17 protein-coding genes are annotated in these 19,031 nt (G+C 45.6%); 14 read left to right on the forward strand and 3 right to left on the reverse strand.

What is annotated here, in order from left to right; genetic code table 11:
* Positions 1-399 precede the first annotated feature (399 nt).
* The 11 genes from OCV81_RS03850 (at position 400) to OCV81_RS03900 (ending at position 12,959) form a co-directional block, all read left to right on the forward strand.
* Positions 400-879, forward strand: a complete 480-nt coding sequence (locus OCV81_RS03850; RefSeq protein WP_148328544.1) for an RNA polymerase sigma factor — start codon at positions 400-402, stop codon at positions 877-879.
* A gap of 11 nt (positions 880-890) precedes the next feature.
* Complete coding sequence (locus OCV81_RS03855; RefSeq protein ID WP_148328546.1) at positions 891-1,475, forward strand: hypothetical protein; 585 nt, start codon at positions 891-893, stop codon at positions 1,473-1,475.
* 520 nt (positions 1,476-1,995) lie between these two features.
* Positions 1,996-3,360 carry a hypothetical protein gene (locus OCV81_RS03860; protein WP_148328548.1) on the forward strand — a complete coding sequence of 455 codons (1,365 nt, stop codon included), beginning with the start codon at positions 1,996-1,998 and terminating at the stop codon, positions 3,358-3,360.
* 31 nt (positions 3,361-3,391) lie between these two features.
* Positions 3,392-4,570, forward strand: coding sequence for an imelysin family protein (locus OCV81_RS03865; protein WP_262640075.1), 1,179 nt, complete (start codon positions 3,392-3,394; stop codon positions 4,568-4,570).
* Positions 4,571-4,668: 98 nt separating this feature from the next.
* The gene (locus tag OCV81_RS03870; RefSeq protein ID WP_117672310.1) at positions 4,669-6,093 is read left to right on the forward strand and encodes a di-heme oxidoredictase family protein; all 1,425 of its coding nucleotides are present in this window, start codon (positions 4,669-4,671) and stop codon (positions 6,091-6,093) included.
* Between the two features lie 26 nt (positions 6,094-6,119).
* The gene (locus OCV81_RS03875; protein ID WP_148328552.1) at positions 6,120-7,334 is read left to right on the forward strand and encodes a porin; all 1,215 of its coding nucleotides are present in this window, start codon (positions 6,120-6,122) and stop codon (positions 7,332-7,334) included.
* Positions 7,335-7,347: 13 nt separating this feature from the next.
* Positions 7,348-8,070 carry a hypothetical protein gene (locus tag OCV81_RS03880; protein WP_148328554.1) on the forward strand — a complete coding sequence of 241 codons (723 nt, stop codon included), beginning with the start codon at positions 7,348-7,350 and terminating at the stop codon, positions 8,068-8,070.
* A 19-nt stretch (positions 8,071-8,089) separates the two neighbouring features.
* Positions 8,090-9,247 (forward strand): Rid family hydrolase, encoded by a 1,158-nt coding sequence (locus OCV81_RS03885; RefSeq protein WP_148328556.1) that lies wholly within the window; start codon positions 8,090-8,092, stop codon positions 9,245-9,247.
* A 5-nt stretch (positions 9,248-9,252) separates the two neighbouring features.
* The gene (gene ccsA / locus OCV81_RS03890) at positions 9,253-11,340 is read left to right on the forward strand and encodes a cytochrome c biogenesis protein CcsA (protein ID WP_148328558.1); all 2,088 of its coding nucleotides are present in this window, start codon (positions 9,253-9,255) and stop codon (positions 11,338-11,340) included.
* Between the two features lie 86 nt (positions 11,341-11,426).
* Positions 11,427-11,996 (forward strand): HdeD family acid-resistance protein, encoded by a 570-nt coding sequence (locus tag OCV81_RS03895; protein WP_022353410.1) that lies wholly within the window; start codon positions 11,427-11,429, stop codon positions 11,994-11,996.
* Positions 11,997-12,113: 117 nt separating this feature from the next.
* Positions 12,114-12,959 carry a helix-turn-helix domain-containing protein gene (locus OCV81_RS03900; RefSeq protein WP_148328560.1) on the forward strand — a complete coding sequence of 282 codons (846 nt, stop codon included), beginning with the start codon at positions 12,114-12,116 and terminating at the stop codon, positions 12,957-12,959.
* A gap of 80 nt (positions 12,960-13,039) precedes the next feature.
* Here the strand turns inward: OCV81_RS03900 and OCV81_RS03905 are convergent, their stop codons facing one another.
* The gene (locus tag OCV81_RS03905; protein WP_022353408.1) at positions 13,040-14,116 is read right to left on the reverse strand and encodes a YeiH family protein; all 1,077 of its coding nucleotides are present in this window, start codon (positions 14,114-14,116) and stop codon (positions 13,040-13,042) included.
* 177 nt (positions 14,117-14,293) lie between these two features.
* Here OCV81_RS03905 and OCV81_RS03910 point away from each other — a divergent pair, with 177 nt between their 5' ends.
* Both OCV81_RS03910 and truA read left to right on the forward strand, forming a co-directional pair.
* The gene (locus tag OCV81_RS03910; protein WP_148328562.1) at positions 14,294-14,962 is read left to right on the forward strand and encodes a DUF5715 family protein; all 669 of its coding nucleotides are present in this window, start codon (positions 14,294-14,296) and stop codon (positions 14,960-14,962) included.
* 11 nt (positions 14,963-14,973) lie between these two features.
* Positions 14,974-15,732, forward strand: coding sequence for a tRNA pseudouridine(38-40) synthase TruA (truA, locus tag OCV81_RS03915; RefSeq protein ID WP_148328564.1), 759 nt, complete (start codon positions 14,974-14,976; stop codon positions 15,730-15,732).
* On the opposite strand, the gene OCV81_RS03920 is transcribed toward truA, so the two are convergent.
* The gene (locus OCV81_RS03920; RefSeq protein WP_148328566.1) at positions 15,729-16,496 is read right to left on the reverse strand and encodes a TIGR03915 family putative DNA repair protein; all 768 of its coding nucleotides are present in this window, start codon (positions 16,494-16,496) and stop codon (positions 15,729-15,731) included. The genes truA and OCV81_RS03920 overlap by 4 nt on opposite strands.
* Positions 16,497-16,616: 120 nt before the next feature.
* Between OCV81_RS03920 and OCV81_RS03925 the strand changes: the two genes are divergently transcribed.
* Positions 16,617-17,699, forward strand: a complete 1,083-nt coding sequence (locus OCV81_RS03925; protein ID WP_148328733.1) for a linear amide C-N hydrolase — start codon at positions 16,617-16,619, stop codon at positions 17,697-17,699.
* A gap of 36 nt (positions 17,700-17,735) precedes the next feature.
* Here the strand turns inward: OCV81_RS03925 and OCV81_RS03930 are convergent, their stop codons facing one another.
* The gene (locus OCV81_RS03930) at positions 17,736-19,025 is read right to left on the reverse strand and encodes a putative DNA modification/repair radical SAM protein (protein ID WP_148328568.1); all 1,290 of its coding nucleotides are present in this window, start codon (positions 19,023-19,025) and stop codon (positions 17,736-17,738) included.
* Between the last annotated feature and the right edge of the window lie 6 nt (positions 19,026-19,031).

Consider the following 19,031-nt stretch of genomic DNA (forward strand, 5'->3'; position numbering starts at 1 on the left):
TTTTTTTGAGGAAAATCCAAACGACTTCAATCTGATATGAAACGACAGAGGCCATCTCAATTCATTTTGAGACGGCCTCTTCTGTTTTTGTATGGGGCAAGTAGAGATGATTCTCTTTTGTCCCATTCATTTTGGCAAAATGTCTTTATGAATATACCTCGACACATTCGTGCGGAGACCTCGTCACGTTGGTGATGAGGCCTCATCACGTTCGTGTCAAGATATCGTCACGTTCGTGACGAGGTAAATTTGAATGCAGTTGTTGGAAAATGAGTATAATACTTGGGATAACTTTATACCAGCTTCCGGATTTTCATATTTTCTTTCAAAAAGTTTTTACTTTTGTGTAGTTTTTCTGATGGTTTTAGCGTCTAATGGTCAAAAACAAATTCATACGATATGAAAACATTGGATACTGCATTTGCGCAAATGGTCAAAGAGCATAAGAGTACTATTTATACGGTGTGTTTTATGTTCTCGAAAGATGCCGATGAAGTAAGCGATCTTTTTCAGGAGGTGCTTATTAATCTTTGGAAGGGATATGATTCCTTCAAGAATCTCAGTAACGTCAACACATGGATATGGAAAGTGAGTTTCAATACTTGCATTTCATGTGAACGGAAAAAGAAAAGGCGTGCTGTGGTGCCTTTGACCATGGATATCAATCTTTTTGAAGATAAAGATGAAAATTCCAAGCAGATTCGTCTGCTCTATGACCGTATTCATCGACTGAACCCTTTTGATCGTGCCATTGTCTTGTTGTGGCTGGAAAATATGAGCTATGAAGAAATCGGTGCTATTGTGGGGATTTCGACCAAAAATGTATCTGTACGTTTATATCGTATCAAGGAGGAGTTGAAAAAAATGTCGAACCATTAAAATGTGCTATCATGGAAAATTTTACAGATAAATTTGAATTAGACGAGATGAAGCAACAGATTCAGTTGTTGAAGGACAAGCTGGCTAAAGAAATCATCGTTAGTGAAAAATTGCTCAAAAACTCTACACAAGACAAGATTGCCTATATTAATCGGAAGAAAAGGTTTATCTATTTTTTGATAGTTTTTGCTTTAGTCTATTGCAATACATTTTTCTTGCTGATGGGATATTCGTGGGTTTTCTGTGCATTTACTTCTGTGTTTTTGATTATAGCTGGAATTTACCAGCGATATAGCCATAAGGGTGTCAGTATTGATTGCATTTCAACGGGCAACTTGTTGGATATCAGCAAAGCATTGGTGCGGATGAACCAACTGAATTTAAGATGGCTTTATTTTGGTATTCCGTTTGCTTTGTGTTGGATTGTATGGTTTATGTTTGAAAGTTACTCGAAAGTGGGAGGCGAAATGATATGCTATGGAGGTAGTGTCGGTTTCGTATTGGGCGCTGTGGGAGGAATTCTGCATTGTGTTCATGTCCGTCGTAAGGCCAAAGAGGCAATTCGTGACATTGAAGAATACACCATAGATAATTGAGCAATTACCGGTTGGTTTTCGTTGTATCTGTCTTGAAAACTAGAGGCTGTTTCGATTTTGTTTTGAGCTGCCCCCAAAAAGTTTTGTGTTTAACTTTTGGGGGCAGTTTAATTTGAGACAATATTCATTTTGTGCGGATTGGTCGAAGGTGATTTCATTTTGTTTTACTCATTTCTTCAAAGCACCTTCATGAAATTACCTTGTCACGTTCATGTCGGGGTAACTTGGTTTCTTTATCCTAGTGAAACGTCCATAGATTGGGGTTGGACTGGTATATTGGGATTAGTCTCTTTTAGGTATATAATGGAGGATTATAAGGAGAAGTTTGAAAGGATGATTATCTTTCAATTTATTCTATGTTTTTATAAATCAGTTGTGTATAGGTCTCCACATTTATATGAAATTTAAATTGGATGTATACTGAAAAATGAGTAGGTTTTGTTTGTTATTTTCATAATTTTTAGGTATTGATAAGCTTCTTTGGGTAGTTTACCTTTGCGATGTTCAAAATCGCAGAGAAATGAAAAAAAAAGTTAGTTTATTTTTTACTATTCTTTGTTGTGTTGCAGGAACTGTTTCGGCTAGTGAAGTTGATTCGGTGCAGGTAGCAGGAGAATATGTGAAAACAGCGGTGCAAAAGCAACGTGCAGATAAGGATGGATATACCCGTTTCCGTCTGGGAGGCTATGGAGAAGCTGTGGCCAGTTTTAAGGATTATGGCATCAACCGTTATTACGGAAATCCAAATGGAAACACCCGTGATCATCGGAACACGATTTCTATTCCGCGCTTTGTGCTGGCAATGGATTATAAGTTTACTCCGAAATGGATTCTGAGCGCAGAAATCGAATTTGAAGCCGGAGGAACCGGGTCTGCCATGGAGCTGGAGAACTCGGAAAACGGCGAATATGAAACGGAAATGGAAAAAGGGGGAGAAGTGGCCTTGGAGCAGTTTCATATCACCCGTCTTATTCATCCGGCTTTCAATGTGCGGGCGGGACACATGATTGTGCCGGTGGGACTGACCAATGCACATCACGAGCCGATTAATTTCTTCGGTACAGTGCGACCGGAGGGTGAAACCACCATCCTGCCTTCTACCTGGCATGAAACGGGTATTGAGTTTTTCGGTACGTTGGGAAAAGGATATGCTACTTTCGACTATCAGGTGCTGGTGGTGGCTGGACTGAATGCCAACGGATTCGACCGGAATACTTGGGTTGCCAGCGGTAAGCAGGGCTTGTTTGAGGAAGATAATTTCAACTCTCCGGGTTATGTGTTTCGTGTAGATTACCGTGGAGTGCCGGGACTGCGTGTGGGAGGTTCTTTTTATTATTGTGCCAATACGGCAGGTAATTCCGACAAACCCAATTTCTACGAGGGACAGAAAGCACCGCTACGAATTTATTCAGGCGACTTGCAGTACAAGAATGACTATGTGACCGCACGTGCCAATGTGGTCTATGGTAGCCTGAGCAACTCCAAGTTTATTAGCAGCAAGAATGTCCGTTTGTCGAACAATGCTTCTTACAGCCGCGTGGTTCCGGTAGCTAAAAATGCGGTCAGCTATGCCGGAGAGGTGGGTGTGAATCTGCGTTCCATTTTCAATCACAATCCCAAAGTTCCTGTGATTTATCCGTTTGCCCGCTATGAATATTATAATCCGCAAGAAAAAGGAGAAGCCGGGCAGACCATGGACTTGCGTAACAAGGTCAGCATGTGGGTGGCCGGATTGAATTGGTTTGCTCTGCCTAATCTGGTGGTGAAGGCAGACTATACTACCCGTCAGATTGGTACGGGAAAGATGTTCGGAACCGGACCGTATACCAGTGAAAATGAGTTTTCCATTGGCTTGGCCTATATCGGCTGGTTTTTCAAGAAATGATTTATTAACTCCTAAAAAAACTATTATGTATATGAAAAAGAATTTCTTTTATGCGGCAGCCTTGGCAATGGGGCTGACCTTTTCGATGACAGCGTGCAGTAACGAAGACACACCGACAGAACCGACCGATGCGGCCAACATTGATTATACGTCGGAAAACGCGACGAGCTGGAACAACTATATGAAGGCAGTGGTTACCTTGCTTCGTAAAGATGCTTCCGACTTGTACGGGTACTGGGCTACCAGTTACAAAGGAGGTGAAAGTTATGCCGTAACCTTTAAAAATCATGGGGCACCGTTTAACAGTGCAGGTTCTTGCGTGCAGCAAGTGATAGACGGTTGTGTAGATATTGCCAATGAGGTGGGAGAAACAAAAATCGGTGACCCGTATTCCAAATACCAGGCAGGGAAGGTGACAGAAGCCCTCTATGCGGTAGAATCCTGGTATAGCTGGCATTCGCGCGAAGACTATTCCAATAACATCGTATCTATCTGTAATGCTTTCTGCGGCGTGCGCAGTGAGGCTTTGATTAGCGGAGCCGCTATTGATAAAACTCAGGTGGCCGCGCAATCCTTGTACACGGTATTGGTGAGCAACGGGCAGCAGGAACTGGCAGATAATACATTGTCGGCCATCAAGAATGCTTACGATAAGATTTTAGCCATCCCACAACCGTTCCGTAACCATATCAACAGCGAACAGAGTCTGGCGGCTCAGGAAGCTTGCAGTGAACTGAGTGTCTTGTTGAAAGATAAGGTAAAACCGGCTTGTGATGCATTGTCGGAAGCAGTGCTGAGTCCGGTGGTAAAGAACTACGTGGATGTAGTGGTATTACCCACCTATTCAGACCTGAAAGACAGAGTGGCTACTTTGTATGACAAGGTGAATACGCTGGCAGCCAACCCAACCAATCAGGCTTTCAAGGATGCCTGTGATGCTTGGATTACTGCCCGTGAACCATGGGAAAAGAGTGAGGCTTTCTTGTTTGGTCCGGTAGCCGATCAAGGGCTTGACCCGAACATGGACAGCTGGCCGCTTGACCAAGCTGCCATCGTGAACATCCTGAATTCAGGAGATTACAGCCAGATGGAATGGAGTGGCGACTACTCTGAAGACAGTGAAGCCATTTCCGCCGCACAGAATGTACGTGGTTTCCATACCCTGGAATTCCTGTTGTTCAAAGACGGACAAGCACGTACGGTAGATTAAGCATTAAGACAAATTTTTGATGAATGACAGGCAGGGGAGTAAAGAAGGGGAAGCCCTCCTTTGCTTCCTCTGTATGTTTCCGAAAAAGAGAAGAATAAATGAGAATAGTAAAACTTTTGTTATACGGACTTTTTCCCTGTCTTCTATGGAGCTGTGAGAAAGAAGGAACCGACCAGCAGTACGTGGAGGTGCCGGAAGGCTTTGCACTGTCAGCCGGTACGGCTACCAATTTTCTGACTTCTTCGAAAGCTTACGACTTTGAAGCGTCGTGGCTGTCGGGTATTTACAGCAGCCGTTTCAACGATGGAGATGGATTGTATGACGATGTGCGTACCAGTAGTAACCAGGATGGTGGATTAGGTCCCGTGTATGCCGGTTATTCCTGTGGAAGCTGTCACCGCAATGCCGGACGTACCAAGCCTACCTTGTGGAGTGAAGGTGGCTCAGGAAATTACGGTTTTTCTTCCATGTTGGTGTATATCACCCGAAAGAACGGAGCCTTCTTCCAGAACTATGGGCGTGTGCTTCATGACCAGGCCATTTATGGGGTGAAGCCGGAGGGGAAATTGTCTGTGAAGTATGACTACCAGACATTCGAATTTCCCGATGGAGAAACTTATGAGCTTTGCAAGCCAACCTATACCATTACGGAGTGGTATGCCGACAGTATCCGTCCGGAAGATTTGTTCTGTTCTGTCCGTATACCGTTACGTCATGTGGGGATGGGGCAGATGATGGCACTCGACCAGAAAGAAATCGAAGCATTGGCTGCCAAAAGTAATTACCCCGAATACGGCATTAGCGGACGGTGTAATTATATCAGTGAGCGTGGAGTAACTCGTCTGGGACTTTCGGGCAACAAGGCACAGCATGCCGATTTGACGGTGGAATTAGGATTTTCCAGTGACATGGGAGTGACCAACAGCCGTTATCCCGAGGAAATTTGTGAGGGACAGATACAGATGGACCAGGGCAGTATGATGGGACTTTCGTACGACCAGTTGGACGTGTCGACCGAGGACATGGAGGATGTGGATTTGTATATGCACTGTCTGGGTGTGCCGGCCCGCCGGAATGTGAATGATCCGCAGGTACAGAAAGGAGAACAGAAATTCTATGAGGCGAAATGCCATCTTTGCCATGTGACTACGCTGCACACAAAAGTAAGAGGAGCTACACTGCTGAATGGTACGGAACTGCCGTGGTTGGGCAATCAGACCATCCATCCGTATTCTGATTTTCTGCTGCATGATATGGGGTCGGAAATTATGGGTGTGGGTTTGAACGACAATTACGTAAGTGGTCTGGCCCGGGGTAATGAATGGCGTACCACTCCATTATGGGGCATCGGCTTGCAGGAAGTGGTGAACGGACATACCTATTTTCTGCACGACGGACGTGCACGTAACCTCGTAGAGGCTATCATGTGGCACGGAGGAGAGGCGGAAGCTTCGAAAAACTTGTTTAAGCGCATGAGTAAGGAAGACCGTGATGCCTTGATTGCGTTTTTAAATTCACTTTAATCATTAAGTATAGAAACTGATAACTTATGAAAAAAATACTGACTGCCTTGTGTCTGTCTGCGTTAATGCCATTGACAGCACTGGCACAACATGAAGAGGATACGGAAAATGGTATCGTGTCGTTGGCTGGGAGAGAAGGATTTACCATCGCTTCTAAGAAAGGAGATTTTGTGTTCAAGCCTTATCTGTTAGTGCAGACAAGTGCCAACTTCAACTGGTATGATGATGAAGGACTGGACAAGGCCTATAATCAGGACAATGTGGCTAACTCAGGCTTTGCTATTCCTTATGCAGTGTTGGGCTTTACAGGGAAAGCCTTTGGCAAAGTGTCGTTCAATCTGTCACTGAATGCAGCGGCTACGGGCGCAGCCTTGTTGCAGCAGGCTTGGTTCGATGTGGAGCTGAAAAAACAGTTTTCTATCCGCGTAGGTAAGTTTAAAACTCCTTTTTCGCATGCTTACCTGACTACGTTGGGAGAAACTTTGATGCCCTCCTTGCCGTTGTCGCTGACCGCTCCGGTGATTCTGCCCTATTCGTTGAATGCCGTGACTCCCAATATCGGAACGGGATTCGACTTGGGAGTGGAAGTACACGGTCTGCTGGCAGACAAGTTTGGTTATGAAGTGGGATTATTCAATGGTACAGGTATTTCAGTGAATACGGCAGGAAAGACGTTCAGTGATGACTGGCACATTCCTTCCTTGCTTTATGCCGGACGTTTTACCTACATGCCCAAAGGAGTGATGCCCTCTACACAGGGAAATCCTAATCGTCTGAATGAAGACAAGCTGATGCTGGGAGTATCCACCTCATTGAATGTGGAGAGTGAGAACGAAAGTACGAACGATTACCGTGCCGGACTGGAGTTTGCCATGTTGAAAAGAAAACTCTATCTGGGAGCGGAAATGTATTACATGCACGTGGGCTTTACCAAACGGCAGAAGATTGACCGGGGGTATCACTATCTGGGGGGATACGTGCAGGGAGGCTATTTCGTGACTTCCCGCTTGCAAGCTACGGCACGTTATGATTTCTTTAACCGCAACGGAATGGATACAAACGGGTTCATGAATATGCCGGCCGTGGGAGTGAACTACTTCTTTAAAGGCTGCAATCTGAAATTACAGGCTATGTATCAGTTTGTAGGGCGCTGGGGGCACGATACACAACTTGACCGCGACAATGACGACTTGGGAATAGCGACCCATAATGCCACGGTGATGCTTCAGTACACGTTCTAAAGAGGAGGGTGTGATGAAAAGAAAGGTGTATGGATGGATACTCTTGGGGCTGGGAATCCTATGGCTGGTTTCTTGCGACGAAGGACGTATCTATGAGGCAGTGCCTGATACGGCAGAAGGCGGACGTACGGTGAAGTTCACCGGAAAGGTAACGGGTATGGATACCTGGCCTTCCGGATATACGGTAGCCGTGGCCGGTTTTGATGCGAAAAGTGAATATGCACTGACTTCTGCCAATGTGATGCCTTCACAGGCAGGAGAAGATGGTACGGTGCAGGTGGTGATGTCGGGAGTGACAGATGAAGTCACTCAAATCGAATTGTGCGTGATTAACCGCATTCGAGAGCGGGTAGTGACCTTTGCCAGGGTCGATTGCTCGGAAACGGCAGAAGACACGATTCGTATGGACGTGGGTGAACAGCAAGTCGGCATGTTCCAGGCTGTGCAGCAGCAGGTGTTTGACTCCCGCTGTGCCAGTTGCCATGGAGGAAGTACTTCAGCGGCAGGACACTTGTTTCTGACTGCAGGAAAAAGCTATGAACAGCTGGTAAATGTCCCGTCTGTAGTGAATCCGGAAGTCATGAGGGTGAAACCGACAGATACGGAAAACAGCTTTCTGTATCAGGTACTGCATGAAAACGGTCATGTGCACCATGACCATCAGGACATTCTTTCGGCTGAGCCGGTATTATTGAACTTGATAGATGATTGGATAAATGGAGGTGCCAAACCTTGAATATTAAAATAGTATGAATATGAGCCACAAACAACTACGAAACCACAAGTCACAAGAAAATACATTAGTAGAAATTTCACGTTTTGAACCGGCTGAAGGAGTCGCTGAATACCATGTGATGATTCATGTTACTCGGCCTTCTTTGACGTATCAGGAGCAATTGGATACTTTACTCGATACCTATTATCAACTGTTGGAGAATGAGTTGAAGGGAGCTGTTGCCGTGTTCAAACGTTATTTTTTAAGCGATGCTGCCAATCAGGCCGACTGGCTGGCGGTACAGGTGCCGGAAAGCTCGGTCTGTGCCTGTTCGATTGTGGAACAGCCCCCGCTGAACGGAACAAAAATAGCATTATGGGTATATCTGCAATCCGGTGTGCAATGTCGTGCGCTGGAAAGCGGATTGTTCGAAGTGTCACATGGGGTTTACCGCCATCTGTGGGGTGGTTCGGCTTCTAACCGGGCGGCCAACTCGGAATATCAGACCCGTTTGCTGCTGAATGATTATATCCTGCAACTGATTGCACAGGGAGGGCATCTGGCCGAGAACTGCATTCGTACCTGGTTTTTTGTACAGAATGTAGATGTGAATTATGCCGGAGTGGTAAAAGCCCGTAACGAAGTGTTTGTGACGCAGGGTTTGACACCACAGACACATTATATAGCCAGTACCGGTATCGGCGGGCGTCATGCCGATACGCAGGTGCTGGTACAGATGGATACGTATGCCGTATTGGGTATCCGCCAGGAACAGATTCATTATTTATATGCACCGACTCATTTGAATCCTACGTATGAGTATGGAGTAAGTTTTGAGCGTGGTACGTATGTGGATTATGGCGACCGACGTCAGGTTTTTATATCCGGTACGGCCAGTATCAATCACAGGGGGGAAGTGGTGTATCCGGGTGATATCCGGAAACAGACCGAACGCATGTGGGAAAACGTGGAGACCTTGTTGAAGGAAGCAGAAATGTCGTTTGAAGATATTGGACAAATGTTGGTATATCTACGTGATGGGGCAGATTATATGACGGTACGTGAGATGTTCGATCAGCGTTTCCCAGAAATTCCGAAAGTGATTCTGCTGGCTCCTGTTTGCCGTCCAGGTTGGCTTATTGAAATGGAATGTATGGGTACAAAGGCACAGAAAAACACGCTTTATCCTGATTTTTGAAATCTATGGAAGTACGTGGATGGAAAATAGTTGGAATCTTTCTTTATGTAACCCTGATTATGGTGTTGGTTGCAGCCACTTTGCTGGAGCAAGTATATGGAACTTCTTTTGTGGAAACTCATATTTATCGTTCTTTATGGTTTTGTAGCTTGTGGGGAACGTTAGCTTGTGTCCTGTTGCGGGTGCTGGGAAAGTACCGGCAGGGAATGCGTTTCTCCGTTGTGTGGTGGCACGGCTCCCTCCTGGTCATATTAGGAGGGGCCTTGCTTACCTTTTTGACGGGAGAGAAAGGGTATGTACATCTTGAACAAGGGAAGGAGACCAATTTGTTTGTGGCAACTTCTGATCAGGTTTCACAGGAAATGCCTTTTCATATCCGGTTGGACAGTTTCAGGGTGGCATATTATCCGGGTACGGAAGCTCCGATGGATTATTTAAGTTATGTGACCTGCCGGGTGAAGGGAGAAGAGCGTAAAGAAATTATTTCAATGAATCATATTCTTTCGGTAGACGGTTATCGTTTCTATCAGTCATCTTTCGATACCGATTGGTCTGGTAGCTGGTTGAGTGTCAATCATGATCCTTGGGGCATTGCTGTGACCTATGCAGGATATGTGTGTCTGCTTTTTTCTGCGGTCTGTTTGCTGGTGAGTCGGAGGGAAACCTTTAGGAACTTGCTGCATCATCCGGCTTGGAGAAAGGTAGGCTTGATTTGTGTGTTATGGGGGATATCATTACCAATCCTGCAGGCTCAGCCAGTACGTGTGTTAGCACGGCAGGATGCGGAAAAGCTGAAAACACGTCAGGTTATTTATCAGGATCGGGTGGTACCGTTTAATACTTTGGCCCGTGATTTTACGTTGAAGTTATGTGGAAGTGACACCTATCAAGGCTTAACTCCTGAACAGGTAGTGGCAAGCTGGTTATTATATCCCGAAGAGTGGCAGCATGAACCGATGTTTTACGTGAAGAGTGAAAATCTTCGTCAGATGTTAAAGTTGAAGTCTGACCATGTAGCTTTGGTGGATTTATTCGACGGAAAGAATTATCGTTTGGAAAAAGTGTGGAACGAATGGCAGAGAAAAAGGCAGAGTGGACTTTTCAAAGGATGGCTGGAACAGCATCAGGCAGAGAAATTGGAGAAAGAGATACGGGAACTGGATGAAAAAGTGGGTATGGTCTTGATGTTGAAAAAGGGTACGCTTATCCGACCTTTGCCGACTGATGGAAGTGTAGAGCCATTGTCATCTCTTCGGGTTCAAGCAGAATTGTGCTACAATGCGATTCCTTTTTCCAAAATTTTGTTTATGTGCAACCTTTTTCTGGGAATTGTAGGCTTTTTCTGGTGGCTACGTTTTTATGTGGTAGTTCCTCAAGGCAACTATAGACAAAATTGGGTTTATGTTGTATTGAAGGTTGGGCTTTGGACATCGTGTCTTGTACATTGGGGGGCTTATCTGCTTCGATGGTATATTGGAGGTCGTATCCCGCTTGGAAATGGGCCGGAAACGATGCTTTTTTTAGCCGGTTGTTTGCTGTTAGGTGCTTGTATCTGGCAACGTCGTTTGGTATTACTCCTGCCGTCAGGTTTGTTGCTGTCCGGATGGGTGTTGTTGGTTGCCTGGTTGGGAGAAAAGAATCCGCAGATTACCCCATTGATGCCGGTATTGCTTTCTCCTTGGTTGAGTATTCATGTGTCTCTTATCATGATTTCGTATGCATTGTTTGCCTTTATTGGTTTGTGCAGTATCTTGGCACTTGCGGTACGGAAACAGGTGGCTCAGATGCAACGTCTCACGTTATGTTGCCGATTGTTACTCTATCCTGCAGTATTGCTGCTAGGTATAGGTATTTTTATTGGAGCGGTCTGGGCCAATGTTTCCTGGGGGAGTTATTGGACATGGGATCCGAAAGAGGTGTGGGCTTTAATCACTTTTTTGATTTACGGAGCAGCTTTTCATGGGAAAAGTTTTTCCTTATTTCGTCATCCAAGTGTCTTTCACTTATATTTGATTTTAGCCTTTTCCACGGTATTGATGACATATTTTGGAGTGAACTATGTGTTAGGAGGTATGCATAGTTATGCGGGATAATCTCTTAATTATCCTTTTGAAAGATTTGTTTGTAGATTGATACTTTTTTACTACCTTTGAGTAATGAATCTTAAACAAATGAAAGTATGAAATCTGTGAATAATACATTAGTCAGTTCAATTTGTGCTTTGATTATTGGTACCTTGCTTGTGGTATGGCCTGGGGTAGCGGTGAATTATTTGGTAATTACCATTGGGGTGTTGTTTCTTCTTCCCGGCTTGTTGGGATTGTTCACCTATTTGGCTGCATTAAACAAGAGAAAGACAGAAGCTCCTCGTCCGATTTTTCCGATTGTAGCATTGGGAAGCACCCTTTTGGGAATATGGCTTATCATTATGCCTTCTTTTTTTGTGGGGGTGTTGATGTATATACTGGGCGTATTGCTGGTGCTGGGAGGAATCAGCCAATTGGCCAGTTTGATTTCAGCCCGGTCTTTCATGCCGGTGCCGTTTGGAGTATATATCGTGCCAGTGTTGGTCCTGGCAGCGGGTATTACAGTGTTGTTCAATCCGTTTGAAACAGCCGAAATCCCTTTTATCGTACTGGGTGTATCGTCTATTGTATATGCGTTGATGGATCTTTTCCGATTATTGCATTTCCGTAGAAAAAAGAATGAAATAGAAGATGTGGTGCCTATTGAAGAAATAAAAGAGTAGGAAAAGCCGGATCTTATCCGGCTTTTCTTTTTTCTTTTTAACTCATTGTGTATTCCTTTGTGTTGGAATCTATTGGAAGAACCTCTATATTTGTCCTTTAATAAAAAGAGTGATAGAATGAAAAAAATGGAAAAGCTTGATTTGTTGCCTGAAGATCAGAATATGATAGCAGGTATTGATATGACGGGCGGCTTCAGAGAGTTGTTTCAGGTTTCTGCTCCTTTTCCGGGGTGTCTTTTCCTTTTGTGTCTGAGAGGGAATTGTCGTGTAAAGATTCATCTGACACATTATGAGATGAAGGAAGGGGCACTTGCTATTTTATTTCCAGGTGTATTTTTTCAAATTGAGGAGCAGAGTAAGGATTGTCGGTTTATATTTGTGGCTTTTTCCAGGAAACTGATAGAGGGAGCTAAATTATTTTCATATACGGTGGAATACACTCCTTATATATTTGAGCGTCCGGTGATAGATATGCAAAAAGAAAAATTTGAATTGTTTCGTGACAGCATCCGCTTGTTAATTCGTCGTCAAAAAATTAAGGAAGAGATGACGGAAATGCAGGTGGGACTGATATATACGCAGCTTTTGCTGGCATTGGGTGGAGTATATAAGAAGAGAGGAGAGGATGATTCACCGAGGTATAATCGTAACCAGGAAATTGTGAAAGAACTGGTCCGAATTATCGTACAATACTATAAGACAGAACGCAATGTGTCTTTTTATGCCGAGAAGTTGCATTTGTCTCCTCAACACTTGAGTACGACGGTAAAAAAAGTGACAGGAAAAACGCTGACTGATATTCTTTCCTCGTTTATCATACGGGATGCACAGGCAAAACTTCGCTCTACGGATATGACCGTACAGGAAATTGCTTATTCACTGAACTTTTCGGATATTTCTTTTTTTGGAAAGTATTTTAAACGTTATACGGGTATGTCGCCCAAACAGTATCGGAATAAATAAGATGTATAATTGTATAAAAGAAATGGAGGCAACCTGTGAGGGCTGTCTCCATTTCTTTTATGTATATATGAGCAAGTGCTTTATGCGAACATCGGAGTGATGTATTGGGTAAGCAGGTATCCGCCCACCAGCAACCAGATGTAGAGCAATCCTGCCAGCAGGAACGGTTTGGCTCCGGCTTGTTTGAATTTTTCCAGGCTGGTGTCTGTACCCAGTGCCGTCATGGCCATGGTCAGCATGAAGGTATCGATGTATTCAATGGCACCGTTTAATGGAATATCCTTCACAGTTTCAGCACCTGTCAGGTATTGCAGCAGGGAGTTCACACAGATGATACCGATGAATCCGAAGGCAAACCAAGGAATGGTAATCTTGCTCTTTTCGGCTTTTCCTTCTGCATTGGTTTTCTTTCTGCCTGCCAAGGCGAAGCTCATGATGACCAATACTGGAGCCAGCATCATCACGCGAATCATTTTGGTAATAGTGGCTGTTCCGGCGATTCCCAAAGTGTCGGTCGGGTCCATGGCATTTCCGGCACCTGCCACGTGGGCTACCTCATGCAGGGTACTTCCGGTGTAGATGGCTACTCCTGTGTTGCCCAGGGCATCCAGCAATCCGGCACGGTACATGATAGGATAGAGGAACATGGAGATGGTTCCGAAGATGACTACAGTCGATACGGCAATGGCTGTTTTATGTCCTTCACATTTTACGACTGGCTCAGCGCCCAGTACGGCAGCAGCTCCACAGATGGCGCTACCGGTAGCTGTCATGAGGGAAGTGTCTTTGTCCATTTTCATCATTTTTCCCAGCCATACACCCAGGAAGATGGTTCCTGCTACGATGACGGTATCTACAATGACCGCTGGAAGTCCTACGGCTGCGACCTGTGTCAGTGTCAGACGGAATCCGTAGAGTACGATACCGGCACGCAGAATCTGCTTCGTACAGAATTTAATACCGGGTACCCATGTTTCAGGGAGTTTGTTGCGCAAGCTGTTGGCATACAGCATACCCAAAATGATACCGACAATCAGCGGACTGAACGAGAGGCTTTTGACGAAGGGAATTTCGGCGATATAAAAGGCCGCAAATGAGAATAGTGCAATCAAAAGAATACCGTGTAAGGTATTGGCTCTGTTTCCTTTTTCAAACATATAGATTTGTTTTTATGTGTATAGAATAATTGTTCTCTTGAATTCGGTGCAAAGATAGGTGTTTTTGGCGGAATGTCCTATTCACCTTTTTTTATGTGTGATAACTAAAAGTAATAATGTAGGTTTATAGGTTTTTTGTGTTATCTTTGCCGGGAATTAAAAAAAGATAAGGAAGAAATGAAGCTATTATTCAAGTCGTGCTTTTTGGTGGCCTTGCTGGCGGGAATGTGCTTGGTCGGATGCAAGGAGAAGGATATGTCGATGAAAATGAATAATCCACGTAATATCAGGGGAGTGATAAGTTATAAGCGCTCGTTTGGTGATTTGAACGACGTGCAATTGGCTACAGCGAAGAAAATCGGCATTCGCCCCATTAATACCCGTGAAGAAGCGGAAGAAATGAAAGGTCGTCTGGTAGAAATTGCGGCTTGTGAGCGTTATGGGTTGGATTCATTGACTCATTCCATTCCTTATCTGGTGCCTCAGGCCAGTGCGCTGCTGGATACGATTGGGGTTAACTTCTTGGATTCATTAGAGAACAAAGGCTTGAATCCCAATAAGGTGATTGTGACTTCCGTGACGCGTACAAAAGACGACGTGAAGCGCTTGCGTCGCACCAACGGCAATGCTTCGTTGAATTCCTGCCATTTTTACGGAACTACGTTCGATGTGAGCTGGAAGCGTTTTGAAAAGGTGGAAGACCCTGACGGTCGTCCCATGCAGGATGTAAGTGCAGATACCTTGAAGCTGGTGTTGTCGGAAGTGTTGCGCGATCTTCGCAAGGCCGACCGCTGCTACGTGAAGTATGAGTTGAAACAAGGGTGTTTTCATATTACTGCCCGATAAATCAGAGTGTGATGTTCAGGTATTTCATTTATTTGGCCTACGACGGAACCAATTACCATGGCTGGCAGATACAGCCGAATGGAAACAGTGTGCAGGAAACCTTGATGAAGGCTTTGCATACTTTTTTGCGGGATGATGCCATTGAAGTGGTCGGTGCCGGACGTACGGATGCGGGGGTACATGCTCGCCTGATGGTGGCCCATTTTGATGTGGAATGGATGTTGGAGGAAGACACGGTGACAGACAAGCTCAACCGCTTGTTGCCGCCGGATATTTCGGTGTATCGTGTCAGAAGGGTAAATCAGGATGCCCATGCCCGTTTCGATGCTACGTATCGCACGTACAAGTATTATGTGACCACGCAGAAGAATCCGTTCAACCGGGCTTATTGTTGGAGGTTGTTCCAGCCGTTGGATTTTGAGAAGATGAACGAAGCGGCCCAGACGTTGTTCGACTATACGGATTTTACGAGTTTCAGCAAGTTGCACACGGATGTCAAGACCAACAACTGCAAGATTATGCAGGCCCATTGGGATCAGGTAAGTGATACGGAATGGGTGTTTACCATTCAGGCGGATCGTTTTTTACGGAACATGGTACGTGCTATTGTGGGTACGCTGGTAGAAGTGGGACGCGGAAAACTTTCGGTCGAGGGATTCCGGAAAGTGATAGAAGAGAAGAACCGCTGTAGTGCGGGAACCTCCGTACCGGGACATGCCCTTTTTCTGGTGGATATCGGATATCCCGACGATTTATTTCCGTTTGCCTAATCTTTTTCAGTCAGGTATTTCCAAAAACGGACCGGCATATCCTTTTTGTGCTTTACGGGGTTGAGCCGAGACTGAATACATACACTGTGAAAATAGCTTTTCCATCCCTCTTGGAAAAGCTTTTCGTTTTTATCCAGGAGTTCATCCTGCAGTTTTCCGTGGCGCAGAAAATCGGCTTGTGAGTTTTCAAACGTAATTTCATTTACTTCTTTCAGATTGTAATAGTATCCGTATCGGCGGCGGGCGTCGTAAATAATCCATGCTTGGTCGGCAAAACGGTCTTGAAAATGCTGGATGGTCAGTGGATACACATTGTATATTGGTTCCATGATACCGAAATAAGTTTGGTCGGCTGTCTTTTGAAAACGCATGAATTGGAGTACCCGCATCCGTTCGCCCGCCACTTTCTTGCTTAGCTGATATACTCCGAGCACATCCGGGTCGGCAAAATTTTGTTCGATGGAACGGGAAGCATCCGTCACTTTTCGCATGTAGCGGAAAAGGAGCATCGGGGCCTCCGGCGTTTCGGAAAGCCAGCAATAAGTGAGGCAGGACAGGGCACTCCGGGAAAGTTTTCGGGTAAGCAGTTTCCATACCCGTTCCGCTTTGGTCATGTCGGTTATTACCCGATGGCTTTCGTCATAGAAAAGGGGAAGTGGTTCTTTTTCAGCAAGCAGGAGGTCGGGAAAAGTCCGCCGGAAATAGGCATCGAACAAGGCGGTGAGCAGACCTTCGAATGTAGCATCATATTGAAAAATAATCATGGTTTTTAATGGAAAATTTTCTATCTTTGGAAAAAGCTTTCGGAAAACAAAAGTAGTAAAAAACGATAAACCGAAACAAAATCAGACGTTTTTTGTTGTATACTAAAAATCGAGTGAATGATGAATTACAAATTTATGCTTTTGGGACTGATGGCCACAGTGGCCGTCTTCCAGTCGCAGCCTTCGCAGGCTTGTACCGGTATTACCTTGACGGCAAAAGACAGTACGCGCATTCTGGCCCGTACCATTGAATGGGGCGGAAGTGATTTGAACAGCTGCTACGTAGTGGTTCCGCGTGGCTATACGGTACAGTCGTATGTGCCCGGTGGACAGGATGGCATGAAATTTACGGCAAAATACGGTTATGTGGGTCTTTCGGTAGAGCAGAAGGAGTTTGTGGCCGAAGGACTGAACGAGAAAGGACTTTCTGCCGGTTTGTTCTATTTCCCAAACTATGGACAGTATGAGGCCTATAAGGCTGAATGGAAGTCCTCTTCTATTGCCGATTTGCAGCTGGTATCCTGGGTCTTAGGGAATTGCCAGACCGTGGACGAAGTAATGGAAAGTCTGAAAGAGGTACATGTGGTAGCCATTGACCCACGAGCGTCCACTGTACACTGGCGGTTTGCCGATGTATCGGGTCGACAGGTGGTGCTGGAGATTGTGGACGGGCAGTTGCATTTCTATGAAAACGAACTGGGTGTATTGACCAATTCTCCGGGCTTTGAATGGCAGCTGACCAACTTGAACAATTATGTGAATCTCTATGCGGGCAGTGCACAGCCGCAAGAGTTCGGTAAGCTTACCTTGCGTTCTTTTGGGGCAGGAAGCGGTTTCTTGGGCATGCCGGGTGATGTGACTCCTCCTTCCCGTTTCGTGCGGGCTGCCTTTTATCAGACTACGGCTCCCCAGCAGGAAAATGCCCATCAGACGGTGCTTCAGGGATTTCAGATTCTGAACAATTTCGATATTCCGGTAGGTATTGAGTTTCAGGGAGGAAAGATTCCGGCCAATATTCCAAGTGCGACCCAGTGGACTTCGGCTACGGACATGCGGCATCGGATGATTTATTTCCGTACGATGTATAATGCATCTATCCGCAGCATTGACTTGAACAAGATTGATTTCCAGCGCGTCAAATACAGAGCGGTACCATTGGATACCGTAAAGGAACAACCAGTGATGGAAGTGTCCATCCGTTGAAGATGCAGGATAGGAATAATAAGAAAGAAGCTGCTTTCACTTGTGTGTGGGGGCAGCTTCTTCTGTTTCTGTGAAGTCGAAACTTAATTGACGCTCGTCTGTCTTTTTGCGGGGAGTAGGAAGCAACAGCCTTCGTACACCGGCTGCACCCAGTTCGTGGATAGTCTTGTCGGGCAGTTCATTGCAGGTGATGAAGTATTTGGCTTTTTTTATCACGGCTCCCATCTTTTTCAGTTCATAGAAACCGATGCGCGAGAAACGGCGGGAAGCCACAATCAGGCGGGCAGATTTTACTCCGATGCCCGGCACGCGCAGGATAGCTTCGTAATCGGCGGTCTGTATGTTCACAGGGAAAAACTCCGGATGGCGGAGGGCCCAGGCCAGTTTCGGGTCGATGTCCAGATCCAGGTTGGGAGTCTGGTCGTCCACGATTTCGTCCACCTTGAACTGGTAGAAACGCAACAGCCAGTCGGCTTGGTAGAGTCGGTTTTCCCGGACCAAAGGCGGTTGCTTCAAGGTCGGCAGTCGCTTGTCGTAGGTGTTGACTGAAATGTAGCCTGAGTAATACACGCGTTTCATGGTGGGTTGTTCATAGAGCGAGGAAGAAACTCGCAAGATGTCCTTGTCGGTTTCAGGAGTGGCGCCGACAATCATCTGCGTGCTTTGTCCACCGGGTGCGAAACGAGGTACGTGACGGTAGTGTCTCCGGTCTTCCTGGTGCGTCAGAATTCCTTGCTGAATGTATTTCATCGGGAGATACACACTCTGGTGGTCTTTCTCCGGGGCCAGCAGCTTTAAATTTTTTTCGGTTGGAATTTCCAGGTTGACACTGAGACGGTCGGCATACAACCCGGCCTCCTGTACCAGTTCCTCACTGGCGCCAGGGATACTTTTTAGGTGGATATACCCGTTGAAACGGTGTACCAGTCGTAAGTCCTTGGCCACTCGGACCAGGCGTTCCATGGTGTAGTCGGGGTTGCGCACTACTCCTGAGCTGAGGAACAGTCCCTCGATGTAGTTTCTTCGGTAGAATTCCATGGTCAGTTCCACCAGTTCCGTCACGGAAAGTGTGGCTCGTGGTATGTCGTTGCTTACCCGGTTGACGCAGTAGGCGCAATCGTAAATGCAGTAGTTGGTCAGCATGATTTTGAGTAGGGAGATACAGCGTCCGTCTTCCGAAAAGCTGTGACAGATGCCCCATCCGCCCACGGTATTTCCCACTCCTCCTTTGGTATTCTTGCGGGAAGTACCACTGGAAGCGCACGACACATCATATTTGGCGGATTCCGTCAGTATCTTTAGTTTTTGTATTACCTGCTCGTTCATCGTTCT

It is taken from the genome of Phocaeicola fibrisolvens (assembly GCF_025567125.1).
Taxonomy (GTDB): domain Bacteria; phylum Bacteroidota; class Bacteroidia; order Bacteroidales; family Bacteroidaceae; genus Phocaeicola; species Phocaeicola fibrisolvens.

Excerpts from the sequence above, each read along its gene's own strand:
- OCV81_RS03850 (WP_148328544.1), top strand. The coding sequence starts at position 400 with ATGAAAACATTGGATACTGCATTTGCGCAAATGGTCAAAGAGCATAAG.
- OCV81_RS03855 (WP_148328546.1), top strand. The coding sequence starts at position 891 with ATGGAAAATTTTACAGATAAATTTGAATTAGACGAGATGAAGCAACAG.
- OCV81_RS03860 (WP_148328548.1), top strand. The coding sequence starts at position 1,996 with ATGAAAAAAAAAGTTAGTTTATTTTTTACTATTCTTTGTTGTGTTGCA.
- OCV81_RS03865 (WP_262640075.1), top strand. The coding sequence starts at position 3,392 with ATGAAAAAGAATTTCTTTTATGCGGCAGCCTTGGCAATGGGGCTGACC.
- OCV81_RS03870 (WP_117672310.1), top strand. The coding sequence starts at position 4,669 with ATGAGAATAGTAAAACTTTTGTTATACGGACTTTTTCCCTGTCTTCTA.
- OCV81_RS03875 (WP_148328552.1), top strand. The coding sequence starts at position 6,120 with ATGAAAAAAATACTGACTGCCTTGTGTCTGTCTGCGTTAATGCCATTG.
- OCV81_RS03880 (WP_148328554.1), top strand. The coding sequence starts at position 7,348 with ATGAAAAGAAAGGTGTATGGATGGATACTCTTGGGGCTGGGAATCCTA.
- OCV81_RS03885 (WP_148328556.1), top strand. The coding sequence starts at position 8,090 with ATGAGCCACAAACAACTACGAAACCACAAGTCACAAGAAAATACATTA.
- ccsA (WP_148328558.1), top strand. The coding sequence starts at position 9,253 with ATGGAAGTACGTGGATGGAAAATAGTTGGAATCTTTCTTTATGTAACC.
- OCV81_RS03895 (WP_022353410.1), top strand. The coding sequence starts at position 11,427 with ATGAAATCTGTGAATAATACATTAGTCAGTTCAATTTGTGCTTTGATT.
- OCV81_RS03900 (WP_148328560.1), top strand. The coding sequence starts at position 12,114 with ATGAAAAAAATGGAAAAGCTTGATTTGTTGCCTGAAGATCAGAATATG.
- OCV81_RS03905 (WP_022353408.1), bottom strand. The coding sequence starts at position 14,116 with ATGTTTGAAAAAGGAAACAGAGCCAATACCTTACACGGTATTCTTTTG.
- OCV81_RS03910 (WP_148328562.1), top strand. The coding sequence starts at position 14,294 with ATGAAGCTATTATTCAAGTCGTGCTTTTTGGTGGCCTTGCTGGCGGGA.
- truA (WP_148328564.1), top strand. The coding sequence starts at position 14,974 with ATGTTCAGGTATTTCATTTATTTGGCCTACGACGGAACCAATTACCAT.
- OCV81_RS03920 (WP_148328566.1), bottom strand. The coding sequence starts at position 16,496 with ATGATTATTTTTCAATATGATGCTACATTCGAAGGTCTGCTCACCGCC.
- OCV81_RS03925 (WP_148328733.1), top strand. The coding sequence starts at position 16,617 with ATGAATTACAAATTTATGCTTTTGGGACTGATGGCCACAGTGGCCGTC.
- OCV81_RS03930 (WP_148328568.1), bottom strand. The coding sequence starts at position 19,025 with ATGAACGAGCAGGTAATACAAAAACTAAAGATACTGACGGAATCCGCC.